Raw genomic sequence first — 14,732 nt, forward strand, 5'->3', positions numbered from 1 at the left:
TCTTTCTTTTTGCCCTCAAAATAAGAAATACCCGTTTTACTTCAGGAGGGGTATAATCAGTAATAGACTACCAAATTGGGGGACATCGATTTTCTGACCTTCTTCCATCAGTAAAGATTTATGATTATCAACTTGACTTTAGCCCGGGCTGCATAAAGTCAAGTCAAGAAGCAGTACCTTTGTGGTTAACTGTAATTTTAAAAAGCATTATTCCTTCCCTTTGGCAATCCTGAGACATAGTGCTTTTCACCTCCCGCCCACAATTTCCAATCATCCATCCTCAACCGGATTCGTCGTCCGCTAAAAACTGATATAACTTTAGAGAGTTAATGAAACGAATTTGTATCCTTTATTTAATTGTTTTAAGTTTTTTTCCACAACTGGCTATTGCCCAAATTCAGGTAACATTTCCCGTAAGTAGAGCCGTTTTTCAGCGATCGAATAGCAATGAATCGAAGATTCGCATCAATGGTTATTTTACATTACCCGTAAGCAGAATTGAAGCTCGTGTTCAGGCACGTAATGGTCAGGGCGTTTCATCCGAATGGGTGACGATCCAAAATAATCCATCGGGTGGAAATTACGCCGGGGATCTGACGGTTCGGGGGGGCTGGTACAATCTGGAAGTGCGAGGCATGAAAGACGACCAGGTTGTAGGAGTTACGGTGGTGGAGCGCGTTGGCGTTGGCGAGGTATTCATCGTGGCGGGTCAGTCGAATGCGCAGGGGATGTATTATGAAATGGGGAGTGCAGCTGATGATCGGGTAAATAGTATTAATTACTTCGATGCAACAGAATCATCTAGCGAGCCATCCGTCAACGTATTGAATCAGTTCTCCCATATGGCTCAGGGGGGCAGAGTCGCTCCCCGCGGCATAGGCACCTGGTGCTGGGGGCGGCTGGGCGATTTGCTAGCGCAACGTTTAAACGTACCCATTTTATTTTTCAATGCAGGTTATGAAGGGACGGCCATGCAGAATTGGCGGGAAAGTATTGAAACGGGACGCGCAAAGAGTGTTTATATAGCCGATGCATTTTATAAGGATGGTCAACCCTACGCCAATTTGCGCGTTGCCTTACAGTTTTATACCCATATGTTGGGCGTACGAGCAATACTTTGGGAACAGGGAGAGGCCGAGATTTTTGCGAACTCAACAGCAACCAGCTATTTTAATAACTTACAGTTTGTCATTAATCGGAGCAGACAGGATTCAGGCAAAAATATTGCCTGGGTGATATCGCGATCATCGTATTCAGGCGATATATTAGGTCCTCGACCAGAGCTCATAACGGCTCAGAATCAAGTGATCGCTACCGGATCGAACGTTTATGCGGGGCCTGCTACCGATGCAATCCAGATTCCCCGCCTGCGCCCCCCCCGAACAAATACTGATGATGTGCATTTCGATGTCAATGGCTTGGGTGAAGTTGCTACGGCCTGGAATAACAGCCTGAACGATAGCTTCTTCAGCATGGCCCAGCCTCAGCCACCTGTTCCGGCCCCGACGGTATCCGTTACGTGTTCGACTGCCAATCAATTGTCTATTGCTGTAAATGGGTCGTTTTCGTCGGTAAGCTGGAGTTCCGGCGAGACTGGCCAGACGATTGTAAAAGGGGCCGGTACGTATCGGGCTAAAGTAAAAGATGCCACCGGAAATATACTGTTTTCATCCGCTGTGCGGATACCCGATGCGCCAACCATACAAGCTTCCAGCTCGACTACCTTCTGTGCTGGAGGTAGTGTTAAATTGAAAGCTTCCTACGACAACAATATTGCCTGGACAACTAACGCAACCAGTCAGGAAATTACGCTAACGACAGCAGGCGATTATTCAGTACGTTATCAGGATGTGAGTGGATGCTCGTTCGTTTCAGCACCAGTGGCAGTACGTGTCAATCCGTTACCAGCTATGCCCGTCGTCACGGCAGCCAATCCAACCACGTTTTGTCAGGGGGGAGCTACGACCCTAAGTACAAGCGACAATGCCGCTTATAACTGGAGTTCAGGACAAACATCCCGCAGTATTACAGTGCAGACTGGAGGGACCTACACCGTAGCGGTAACCGACCAGAATGGGTGTACATCACCCCGCTCATCGGGGGTTGCCGTGGTCGTTAATCCATTGCCACCAACGCCAAGTATTACAGCCAGTCGCAGTACAACCTTTTGCGCCGACCAACAGCTCACATTGACAGCCAGTGAAGATCAGCAATACCAATGGACCAATGGGCAAACCTCACGTGCGATTTCGGTCAGTCAAACGGGAAGTTATTCACTACGTACCCTGAACAGTTTCAGCTGTGTCTCAGCAGCTTCGCCCCCCGTTCAGGTACTGGTGAATCCGTTGCCGCCAGCACCCACACTCACGGCCAGTGGACGGACCGTCTTTTGCGATGGTGACCAGGTCATTTTAACAGCAGCCAGTTTATTGAAGCCTGTCTGGACAACGGGAGATACAACAAGGACCATTACAGTGCGACAATCTGGAAGCTATACGGCCCGGGTGAAAGATGCCAACGGGTGTGATTCGCCCCCATCCGTAGCGCAGACCGTTGATGTGAAAGCCCTACCCAGTGTTCCTCTCCTGAAGCAGACGGGTACGTATACACTAGAAGCTATGGGCTCACTAACAGGCGATTACTACCGCTGGTATCTTAATACTGATACACTCGCGTCCCGGACCGCAACTATCAAAGCCAGTCGATCAGGTCTATACTCAGCTCAATCGTTTATAGATTACAGTGCTACGTTAACCTGTTTCTCCAAGCTATCTACCGGTTTGAACTTCATCGTTGATGATACCAATCAAGGACTAAGCATTTATCCAAACCCCAGCCCTACGAAAGTAATCTCAATCGAAACGCTGGCAGATTTAACTGACGCAACTATTTACATTTACACACTTTCCGGTCAGGAAATTACCAAGTTTAGCGTGCCGGTATTTAACGAACATAAATCGATTGATCTTACAGGCTTCTCAGGCGGAATGTACATTATGCAGGTACGGGCGCCTGGTTTTTCAGTTGCTAAACGCTTTGTAATCGGCGTTGGCAATTAAGCTCGGGCTCAATGGCGGCTTTCAGCTCATATATTTATTCTCCGTAAACCTGCTACCAATTGGTTTGAATTTTCACCAGTTAAGGCTGCCAGCAAGGGCTGATTACAAGCAAGTGTAATCAGCCTTTTTTTGTCGTCTTTTTGCTCGATCTGAAAACTATCTTGATCGAACACAAACCAAAGTTTCTCTACACAGTTGGCTGTTTTTAAGTATAGTTCAGACTTACTCATTGAACAGTTAGCCTTTGGGTTAACGGCTTAGCATTTTGTACTTAAGTTGCTCTGATCTATAGTAAGCTGATGGTTTCCGGTCCATCTACCACGAAGCAAGCCGATACAGATAATCGTTATAATGGTCATCTGGCTGTAATTGAACTAAGCCTGACGGATGAGACTTCGTCTGAATCACCCCCGCCCATCATAATACCAGTGATGTACCCCATCTCTTACTATTGAAATTTATGTCATAGTAACCCAGGTAAAACGTAAATCACCCCACTTAATTTACCAGAAACCAGTGGGGTGATTAATGAACGTACCAAGTAAATCTAGTGAGCTTTTACAACCCGAATCGTCTGCGATTCGCTAGTCGTACGGACCTGCAAGAGCAATACGCCCGGACCGCAATCGACGGCTAAACGAATCCGCTGACGAGCCGATGAAGAGTCAATCCGTTGTTCAGCGAAGCGATGGCCGTGTTGAGTCACCACCGATAGATCAACGGACTGGCCTTCCACTCCGCTGATTTCCATGTCCAGCCACTTGCCCTCAATTGGATTACCCAGCACACGTACCTGTAAACTGGCTCCTGGCTCTGTGGCACCCTGACGAGCCGGTGCATTACAGGCTGCCAGCCAGTTATAGGCATGGCTGGCCGTGGTTCCTGCCTGCTGCGCCCGTAACTGGAGCGTCGCATTATCAGTGTACAAGGTCAACGAGCAAGGACCCGATGCTGTGGTGGGTAGCAGTTCATTGACCACCGAGAAACTGACCGGCTCACCGCTCAAACCACTATACTGCGGGCTAAACGTGATGGTCCGACGGTTGGGTCCCGCGCTTACGCAACTGAGTGTCTGCACACCGGTGATGGTAAAGCCACTGGAGGTACCTGCTGGATTCACCGTCAACACAAACGTAGTACTCACACTCAGCCCGCCGGGATCGGTAGCCGTCACCGTTACCGTACTTATTCCAGGTTGTGTGGGCACTCCACCAATCTGATTGGGCTGACTGAAGTTCATACCTATGGGTAAGCCACTTACCGATAGCGCCAGGCTTTGGGGTGTCTCGTTATCGGTAAAGGTAAGCTGGGGAAGTGTGTACCCAAAAGCCTCCCCTACCTTAGCCGTTTGATTGGCCAGCGACTAATTCACCCGGGGAGCTGTGTTGGGCTGGGCACCGCTGCAAGCCGCGAACCAGTTGTAAGAGAGGGAAGCTTCACCAGGGGTGCCGATCTGCTGCGCTTTGAGGATAATTACCGGATTGTCCGTGTACAGTTGCAGCGTATAGGGCCCGGCCGCCGTGGTGGGGAACAGCTCGTTGAGTACCGAGAAGCTCACTGGCTGGCCGGTAAGGCCAGCATATTGGGGCGTGAAGCTGATCACGTAGCGATTGCTGGCAATCTGCTGACAGTTGTTGGTTGTTACCGACGTAATGGCAAACGGCCCCGACGGTGCATTCGTTTGCACCACCGTAACAGAAGCCACGCCCTGACAATTACCCGTAGTGCCCGTCACCGAGTAAACACCCGGCGCATTGACGACGATAGACGTGGTATTAGCGCTGTTGTTCCACAAGTAGGTCGTGGCACCGCTGGCCGTCAGCGTAGCACTCTGCCCTGGAGCAATGGTCAATGAAGGCGTAGCAGAAATGCTAACCGTAGGCAGTGAATTATCCTGGATTACTTGGGCCGTAGCGACAGCGGAGCAAGCGTTGCTGCCGGTCAGCGTCATTGAATACGTTCCTGCTGCGGTCGCACTAATGGTTTGCGTAGTGGCACCGGTGTTCCAAAGATATGTACTGGTTCCCCCGGCACTCAAACTCACCGATGAGCTTGCACACGTAAGCGTAGCACTGGCCGGGCTAATACTCACGGTGGGCACGTTGTTGTCTTGGAATACTTGGGCGCTGGCTGTGGCTGTGCATCCATTGCTACTGATCACCGTAACGGAGTAAACTATAGCGGACGTAGCACTGATGGAGGGCGTAGTTTCACCCGTACTCCACCGGTACGTTACTCCACTGCCATTGATCGATAAGGTCACCGCTGGATTGGCGCAGGTCAATGTAGCGCTATTGGGCGTGATACTCGCTATCGGTGCGTTACTATCTTGGGAAATCTGGGCCAAAGCCGTTGCTGTACAACCATTCGTAGCCATCAACGTAACTGAGTAGGTAGCGGCAGACGTAGCACTGATGGAGGATGACGTTTCTCCGGTATTCCAGCGATACGTACCACTGCTACCTGTAGCACTCAGACTCACGGACGAGGTAGCGCAGCTCAACGTAGCACTCGAAGGTGTAATGCTCACGGTCGGTACGTTGCTGGCTTGGAAAATAGTCAGGCTGGTCGTGCTTGAGCAACCTGAGGACGTAACGGTAACCGAATACGTACCCCTCGCACTCGCGACCGCTGTGCCTGAACTGGCATTCTGACTGAGGATTCCCGGCCCGGCGAAGCTGTAGCTGGTTCCTCCCGTCGCTGTCAGCGTCAAACTGGATTGGGCGCAGGTTAACGTACCCCCGAAATTGGCGGTCAGCGTAGCCACCAGCGGTGGAGTTATGGTGACGTTGGTGGTCGCTCTGGCCGATTGGTTATTAGCACTAACCGTCAGGGTAAACGCCTGACTACTGGGCACCGACGGGGTCAGGTTCTGACTAAAATTCGTATTGGCCGTCGTTCCCGTGGTGGTGCTGGTGCCGTTGGTGAGCGTGAAATTATAAGTACCCGTTACGTTGCCCACGGTGGCCGTAAAGGTGAGGGGTAATCCCAGACAGACCAAATCATCGACTGCGGCAAAACCGGCGATGGTCGGGGTGGTAGCCGGATTTACCACCAGCGTATACACTAGACTCACGGCGTAACAACCGCTGCTGGGTATGGTGGCCCGCACCGTCAATGTAAAACTTCCCGCCTGTGTGGGCGTACCCGACAAAACACCCGTATTGGATAGGGTTAGCCCCGGGGCAGCGGACCACTCTCCAGAGTAACGGTGGTACCCGCTGGGATTTGCTGGCCCTGCTGCGTGATCGCGTATACAACAGAGAACGACTGTGTGAATGGCGTACCCGCCGTGGCAGTGGTGGTGGTCGGCCGTTGTATATTGTTTACGGTAACCTCAGTCGAACTGGTAACCGTCGTGCTGGTAGTACTGATACACCCATTGGCATTAGCCGCCGATACCGAATACGTACCGGGAAGACTTACGGTTCGGATAGCACCGCTGCCGGGCAGTGGACTCCCGCTGCTGTTGACAAAGGTGTAGGACGTACCGCCCGAAGCCGTCAGCGTTACGTTGGTCATCGTACAGCTCAGTGGTCCATTGTTAGTCAACTCCGCCTGTGGTGAACTGTTGACGGTTACGTTGGTGGTGGCCGATGCCGATTGACCGTTATCCGTCACGATTAGGGTGAAGGCTTGAAGACCCGAGCCAGCCGCTGTTAAATTCTGACTCAACGACGTGGTAGACGTAGTGCCTGTGGTGGTACTCGTTCCGTTGGTGACAGTATAGGCATAACTGCCTGTTACGTTACCCACCGTCGCCGTGAAGGTAACCGGAGTTCCTACACAGGCCTGATTTGGACTAGCGGTAAAACCTGTGATCGTGGGATTTATATCTGTTGAGTAATGGGCTGTAATGTTGGGGAGACGATAGGAATATGTAGTTGAAAAGGGATAAGCTTTTCCTACCCCGCCTGTGATCGTGATATTGGCATCAGAGCCCACCACTACCCCTTCCGTGGCAGAAACAGTATAATTTACACCACCATAAACTCCATAACCTATATGCGTCACGTAAAACCCTACTTTTTGTCCAGCTGGGATAACCACATTGATGGGGATGGGAGTGGGAACGCCGTTACCTAACGAAGAAACGGCATTGGCTCTACCCACAAATGTCCAGTCGGCAGCCGTAGTTTCTGAGCCCTTATAACTTCCTATTTTATAATAAATTTCGTAATCAGCTGTGGTGGAAGCATACAGATTGGCATCGAAACAAGTGATAGTGCTGGTATTGGCGGCTTCAATATCGAACATAATTCCTCTATGGCCATTATTGGCATTATAATGGTGTCGCAAGCGTAGTGCCCGCGCATACGTCAGCAGCCGCAGCTTGCCTTGCCCTACTGTTTTTTGTTTTACGAACCGATAACCGCTCAGGGTCATCTTGTACTGAATTAACCTGGCAATAGGCCGTAAAAGCCGCCGAGAAACACAGCAGAAAAAGTAAAAGTCCAGATTTCATAAAGCCTGAGATGAGGAAAAAATGCTTGTTAATTTACTTTCCAAAAAGAGTACTTATTATTTAAAATAACCTACTTGTGTATACTTAAAAGCGACTGCTAAATACTATCAATATATGTTCCTATGCTAACACTGTCGTCGCATCGGCCAGAAAAATTGCGTAAATAGGTGCTTCTACGGCACTGAATGTGAATGCGGCTATGGCTAACTACTAATTCGCTAGTTACGGTTTAGGCTACTAATACCTATTTTAAAGTAATACTTGAAGAGGGAGGGTGAGATATGTGACTAGTGTAGGGTAACAAAGATTGTAGAAGTGTACTATATTAAGAGAGTTGTATTGAAGCTAAAAAGCGCCTAGTATCCAACTTACAGATCAAATACTTACTGGATTAGCCTAATCATCAGCGCTCAGCTAGCTACTGGACTTGTTTATTGTCGGTTGAAATGAGTGATAGGCGATAATGACAGATTCCTCTTGCCTTTTTATTTCACTGAACCAATGCATTTCATGGAAACCAAAATCGGCGTTGTACGGTCCTTTTGCACCCATTACGTACAGACAACGAGAGCATTAACCCAAGAAAATGGTTTGGAGATTTTCAGGTTTCCCAATCCATTTTCCGGGAATATTGCCACCAACTAAGCTTCAGTAAGCAACAGTAATTTTATGACTTGGCTATCATTCGCGTTAATCTAAATCGCTCAAGCTATGAACGTGATGCCGGTTAAAGAGTCGATAAATAATGGGGAAGATGAGCAAGGTTAATATCGTTGCCGTAATTAATCCGCCAATCACTACGATGGCAAGTGGCTTCTGCGTTTCCGAACCGATTCCCGTAGAAACGGCAGCCGGCAGGAGACCAATAGCGGCCATTAATGCGGTCATAACAACGGGTCGAATGCGGGAGCGCACCCCTTCGCGTATGGCTTCATCAAGTGGCATTCGCTCTTTTCGATTCTGATTGAAGACCGAAATCAGGATCACACCGTTCTGAACGCAAATTCCGAACAGCGCAATAAATCCTACCCCTGCCGAGATTCCAAAGTTCATGCCCGTAACATGCAGCGCCAGAATACCGCCAATGAGTGCGAACGGTACGTTCAACAAGACCAGTCCGGCGTCTTTGCCATTCCCGAACGTAATGAACAGGATAACAAAAATGGCGGCAATACTAATCGGAACGACCTGCCCCAACCGCTCCGTCGCCCGGACCTGGTTTTCAAATTCGCCAACCCATTCAACTGAGTAGCCTTTGGCCGGCTGAAGTTTCTGCTGCACTCGTTGTTGCGCTTCGGCAATCGTACTACCCAAATCGCGACCACGTACCGAAAATTTCACCCCAATAAAGCGTTTATTTAAATCCCTATAAATGAAAGCAGGGCCGGTAATTTGCCGAATACTGGCAATCTCTTTCAGGGGAATTTTACTACCACCCATCGTAGGGACCATCAGCCGCATGATGTCGTCTTCGCTTTTGCGGTATTCGGGCAGAAATCGAACGCGGATGTCAAATTTACGTTCGCCCTCGTACAAAATCGACGCAGTTTTACCACCAATAGCCATCTCGATAACGGCCTGTGCATCAGCGGTTGATACTCCGTAAAGCGCCATTTTATGGTCGTGAAACAAGACGCTAAGTTCGGGCTGACCTACGTTGCGGATGATACCTAAATCTTTCACACCCTCTACGTCCTTGATGGCTTCCATGGCCTGATTGGCGTATTTTTCCAACTCGTAGATATCCGAACCGAAAATTTTGATACCGTTGCTCGCTTTGTAACCCGCTACGGCTTCCGCTACGTTGTCGATAATCGGTTGCGAATAATTGTAGGTTATACCAGTATAGTTTTTCAGCTTGACGTCCATTTCGTCCGTCAGTTGCTCAGTCGTAATCTTGCGCCCCCACTCTTCTTTTGGCTTCAGATCGACCTGAAACTGGCAGAAATAAAATCCGTTTGGATCAGTACCATCGTTGGAGCGCCCCACCTGCGAAAGCACCTGTTTCACCTCGGGAAACGTATTCAAATCTTCCCGAATCGTTTTGGCCATATCGACACTTTCGGGCAGCGACATGCTCATAGGTAGTTCGGCAGTTACCCACAACGCGCCTTCGTTGAGTTGCGGCAAAAATTCCGTTCCGAGCATGGATGACGAAAAGAACGTAGCAATCATAAAGCTAATGGCCGCGAACAGACTTATCCGACGGTGGCGGAAGCACCAGCCAAAACCAGCCATCACAATGCGATTGAAGAAATTGACGATGGGGTTATTTTTCTCCCGTACGTTTTTCCGCAAAAGAATGGAGCAGAGCACCGGTACTAACGTAAGCGTAAACAGCAAGGCACCCAACAGTGCGAATCCGAGTGTCCAGGCCAGGGGCGAAAACATTTTTCCCTCTACTTTTTCAAAAGAGAAAATCGGCAGCAACGCCGTAATAATGATCAGTTTGGAAAAGAAAACCGCTTTCCCCAGCTCTCCTCCCGTTTTTCGAATTAGCCCTAGTTTAGCTAGCCGGTTAAAGCGCTCCATCCCAACGCGGTGCGCCCTATGGTCGAGTGCAACAAATATGCCCTCAACCATCACCACTGCCCCGTCGATGATAATCCCAAAATCGACCGCTCCCATCGACAGCAGATTGGCCGACATTCCTCTCAGTTTCAAACACATGAACGCGAACAGGAGCGCCAACGGAATAATGATCGACACGATCAACGTAGTGCGCCAATCGGCCATGAACAAAAAGACGATCACGGTAACCAGTACGATGCCTTCCGTGAGGTTGTGCAGAACGGTTTTCGTACAGAACGTGATCAGGTCATCGCGGTCATAGAAAGTGACCATTTGCACGTCAGAAGGCAGAACGCGCGTATTCAATTCTTCAATTTTATCTTTCACTCGCGTCAGCACTTCGCTCGGATTTTCGCCTTTTCGCATCACGATAATCCCTTCCACTGCGTCGTCGTTTTTATCCAGCCCGACCTGACCGACACGGGGCAGATTGGATTCCACTACGTCCGCTACGTTCTTGACCAGAACAGGATTGCCGCCTACTTCCTCAATGAGGATGTTTTCAATATCCTGGATAGACGTCAGCAGACCAATCCCCCGCACTACGTATGCCTGCGAATTTCGCTCAATTACGTCGCCCCCTACGTTAATGTTGCTACGTGTAACAGCCTGATATACTTCGAGTGGCGTAATGTCGTATTTGGTCAGTTGCGTTGGATTTACCCGTAATTCATAGATCTTATCGCGTCCACCAAACGCAACGATATCGGCCACGCCCGGTACGCTACGTAGCTGGCGGTCAATGACCCAGTTTTGCAGGGTAAGTAGCTCGCGGCTGTCGCGATTTTTGCTCTCCAGCGTGTAACGATAAATCTCACCCGTTGGCCCATACGGAGGTTGTATTTCAGGATCGACGCCCTCGGGCAGTGCTACGTTCCGAAGCAGATTATTCACCTGCTGGCGGGCGAAGAAATCCTCGACGCCGTCGTCGAAAATGATTTTCAGGACGGATAGCCCAAACATCGTCGTCGAGCGGACGTTGCTTTTCCGCTGCACCGAGTTCATGGCAACCTCAATCGGTACCGTCACGAACCGTTCGACCTCCTCCGCCGACCGGCCTTTCCATTCCGTCACGACGATAATCTGCGTGTTCGTTACGTCAGGGAAGGCTTCCAGCGGAGTGCGTAAATAGCTGAAAATACCGGCAATCACCAGCCCCGCCGTCATGAAGAAAATGAAGAAGCGGTTTTTCAGCGAAAAGCCAACCAGATTTCGAATGAATTTATTCATAATCCCTTAAAGAGTGAAAGAGCGAGAGAGTGAAAGAGTGAATCTCAGCTCAGGACGCTCTTTTACTCTTTCGCTCTTTAGAATTAATTATTAAGTGCGTTGTAAACGAGTAATTGATTTCTGGAAATGACCTTTTCGCCGGGCTTAATGCCCTGGCTGATATAGGCCCGATCGCCCAGCGATTTGAGCACGGTCACTTCCCGAACGTCAATATCCGAGCGGCTTTTGAACACCAGTACGTAATTTTTGGAACGGTCGAAAATGACGGCGCTGGAGGGTACAGTAGCCGATTGTCCACCGGCTTCGTACCGAAGCGTTACAGTCGCGTGCATCTCCGGGCGTAGCTTCATTCCCTGATTTGCCAGCCTGATACGTACCGTCATGGCCTTGGTATTTGGGTCCAGCACCGTATAGATTTTATCGACCTGCCCTTTGAAAATTTCGTCGGGATAGCTGAGCGTCTGTACGGCCGCTTCCATGCCGGTTTTCACCTGACGAATGTCGCTTTCGTTGACATTAGCCAGCACCCAGATTTGGTTAATTTGCCCAATTGTGAACAGATTATCAGCGTTATCGGAACGTAGCTGCATGTCGCGGTTGACGTTTTTTTCGATCACGTAGCCATCAATGGGGGCTTTTACGGTGTACATCGACGCTTTGCCGATGCCGTAAATTCGCGACACTTCTTTCACCCGATTCGATTCGGCCTGAGCCTTCTCGACTTCCTTTTGGGCGGCCACCACTTCCCGTTGCGACGTCAGTTTGGTTTCGAACAAATCCTGAGCTACCCGCAGGTTTTTTTCGGCAACCAGCAAATCCGATTGCGCCTGAATTCCCTGCCGCTCCAAATCGGCTACCTCGCCCGAACGTATCGACGCCAGCACCTGTCCTTTACGAACGTAGTCGCCGAGTTCAACTTTTACGTCCTCTACGTTCCCGCCAACTAGCGGGAATACCTTAATGACCCGGTTTTCATCGGCCACCACCCTGCCAACCAGCGTCAGTTCACTACGTACTGGTTGCGTGATAACGCTATCGAGTTTGATACGTTGCATCATCGTATCGGACAGCATAAACGCCTTATCGACGTCAGCGGTTGGTTTCGGCTCACATGCGCTGAGCATAAGCAGGCAACTAACTGCCCAATAAATAGTATGTTTCATACTTGTTTCGTTACGCCGAATCCAGAAATCGGCGGTGAGAGTGGATCGCATTTTCATGGATTGACTAATGACCGATTTACTTATACAGGTCTTCGCCGAGGAGATAATTAAGTTCTTCGTAGGCGCTCACCCGGTCTGCTTTCAGGCGATTGAGCTGGCTAACGCTATCATTATACGCTTCGATCAAATCGACAAATTCGAGGAGCGTAATATTGCCTTTTTGGAAACTGGTGATTACCCCTCGATTCAATTCCTCAAACTGGTTCGTAAACTGGCCTTCCACCGATTGCACCCGCCGTTCGACTTCCCGTATTTTTTGCAGGGACGTAGCGACTTCGTTTCCCACCTGATTTGCTTTTTGTCGCTGTAGCTGACTCTGGTATTGAATCTGACTGCGGGCCGCTCGAATTGCTCCCTGATTCCGATTGAAAACTGGTATATCCGCCAAAACCGACAAACCAACGTAGTTCTGAATATAGCTCCCAGCCTGATCGTACGTACCGCCAATTCGCAAATCCGGCGTTGCCAGAGCGCGTTGAAGATTATAATTTAGTTCGGCCTGTTTTGTAAGTGATTCCGTTGCTTTTAGGTCCGGACGATTACGAATGGCCATCTGCTGGAGCGTATCTTCCGACTGGACAGGTACGTGATACTGAGTCAACAGACTGTCGCCAACGACTGGCTTAACAGGCTGATCGACTGATAATAAAGTACGTAGCGCCCGTTGATCGTCGGCCAATTGAAACAGAATAGCAGTACGATCATTGGCGATTTGAAAAAGTAAGGCTTTCAGACGTAGCAATTCCCGAAGTGATACGTTGTTCCGATTGTACTGGACTTCATAAGCCGCAACGGTCGTTTGTAACGTAGCGAGTTGCTGATCGAAACGGGCCAGCGTTTGCTGCTGAAAATAAATCGAATAGAACCGGCTACGTAAGTCGAAGCGCAAACCACGTAGTAGATCCAGGAGCTCAAATTGGGTCAATCGAGCTGCTTCCGATGCCAGCGCGATACGTTTGTTACGTTTCCCCGCCGTATACAACAGTTGCTGAATGGCGAGACTTTTCTGCCCCTGACGCCCTACATCCAGCACTCGCCGGGTTTCGTTATTGTAACTACTAACCTCCAGACTGACGTTTGGATTATCGTACAAACTGGCCTGTAGAATCTGTGCCTGACTGGCATCGACGCGAAACCGCTCAGCCAACAGCAACAGGTTATTCTTTACAAACAGGCTGTCGGCCTGCTGAAGCGTTAGCCGAAGTGAATCCTGCCCAACGACGCTTTGAGCCGGTAGAGAACGAATAGAAACCCCGAGAAAAAACAGAAAAACAAACAGCCGCATGTGAAACATATTGTACGGCTACAAAGGTCTTCTGCCAATGTTACAGCAGACTTAATATAAACTTAGAATGTCTATAGAAAACAATTAGAAAGCGATTAGAGGATTATTAGCTAGTTTCCAAGTGTTTTGGCCTGGGCTTTATTCCTCCTCTTCCTTCAATACGTACCCCATGCCGAGCCGCGTGTGAATCAGTTTTGGCTTAAAATCACGGTCTACTTTTTTACGCAGGTAATTAATATAAACCTCTACTATTGAGGTTCCCGGATCGTGACGAAGGTGCCAGACGTGTTCCCCAATATCCAGTTTGGAAAGGACGCGCCCCCGGTTGCGAATCATGTATTCTAGTAAGGAAAATTCGCGGGCAGTCAGCTCAATGGGAGTATTGCCCCGATGAACCTCTTTGGTAGCACCATTCACGGTCAGGTTAGCGACCTGCCATGTCGTTGCTTGTCCGGTAGACGATTCCATCGAAAATTCTGTACGACGGAGACAGGTTTCGATTCGGGCAATTAATTCCCGGAAATCGAATGGTTTAACTATGTAATCGTCTGCGCCAATTCCAAGCCCCTCCACTTTATCTTCGATTTCGCCCAGTGCCGACAACATAATGATGGGTAACTGCGGTTTCGAGGATCGTACACTCCGGCAAACTTCAAAGCCATTGATTCCCGGCAGGTTAATATCCAGAATCAGCAAATCGACGCCGGGTTTTAGCGCAATTTCACGACCGTTAAGTCCTTCATAAACAACCTCGGTAGCATAACCTTCTTCCTGGAGCCCCCGCTTTATGTTCTGAGCGATACGTCTGTCGTCTTCAATTATTACGATTTTCTTCATATATCCACCAAATAATAAAAACACCAGCTCATAAGTCTGGTGTTTTTACGCTTATTTATAGA

The 14,732-nt window shown here is 49.3% G+C and carries 8 protein-coding genes; 1 reads left to right on the forward strand and 7 read right to left on the reverse strand.

Features of this window, described 5'->3' with window-relative positions; genetic code table 11:
• Nucleotides 1-329: 329 nt before the first annotated feature.
• Nucleotides 330-3,059 (forward strand): T9SS type A sorting domain-containing protein, encoded by a 2,730-nt coding sequence (locus tag ACYVF1_RS11115; protein ID WP_461078609.1) that lies wholly within the window; start codon nt 330-332, stop codon nt 3,057-3,059.
• A 547-nt stretch (nt 3,060-3,606) separates the two neighbouring features.
• On the opposite strand, the gene ACYVF1_RS11120 is transcribed toward ACYVF1_RS11115, so the two are convergent.
• The 7 genes from ACYVF1_RS11120 to ACYVF1_RS11150 form a co-directional block, all read right to left on the reverse strand.
• A complete protein-coding gene (locus ACYVF1_RS11120) occupies nt 3,607-4,419 on the reverse strand; it encodes a putative Ig domain-containing protein (protein ID WP_461080730.1) in 813 nt (270 codons plus the stop codon).
• Between the two features lie 3 nt (nt 4,420-4,422).
• Complete coding sequence (locus ACYVF1_RS11125; RefSeq protein WP_461078611.1) at nt 4,423-6,213, reverse strand: hypothetical protein; 1,791 nt, start codon at nt 6,211-6,213, stop codon at nt 4,423-4,425.
• A 20-nt stretch (nt 6,214-6,233) separates the two neighbouring features.
• Nucleotides 6,234-7,445 carry a hypothetical protein gene (locus ACYVF1_RS11130; protein ID WP_461078613.1) on the reverse strand — a complete coding sequence of 404 codons (1,212 nt, stop codon included), beginning with the start codon at nt 7,443-7,445 and terminating at the stop codon, nt 6,234-6,236.
• Between the two features lie 769 nt (nt 7,446-8,214).
• Nucleotides 8,215-11,325 (reverse strand): efflux RND transporter permease subunit, encoded by a 3,111-nt coding sequence (locus ACYVF1_RS11135; protein WP_461078615.1) that lies wholly within the window; start codon nt 11,323-11,325, stop codon nt 8,215-8,217.
• Between the two features lie 83 nt (nt 11,326-11,408).
• Nucleotides 11,409-12,488 (reverse strand): efflux RND transporter periplasmic adaptor subunit, encoded by a 1,080-nt coding sequence (locus ACYVF1_RS11140; RefSeq protein ID WP_461080732.1) that lies wholly within the window; start codon nt 12,486-12,488, stop codon nt 11,409-11,411.
• Between the two features lie 76 nt (nt 12,489-12,564).
• Nucleotides 12,565-13,833: a TolC family protein gene (locus ACYVF1_RS11145; RefSeq protein WP_461078617.1), complete on the reverse strand. Its 1,269-nt coding sequence runs from the start codon at nt 13,831-13,833 to the stop codon at nt 12,565-12,567.
• 138 nt (nt 13,834-13,971) lie between these two features.
• Nucleotides 13,972-14,670, reverse strand: coding sequence for a response regulator transcription factor (locus tag ACYVF1_RS11150; protein WP_461078619.1), 699 nt, complete (start codon nt 14,668-14,670; stop codon nt 13,972-13,974).
• Nucleotides 14,671-14,732: the final 62 nt, after the last annotated feature.

This window comes from Spirosoma flavus (assembly GCF_054778555.1).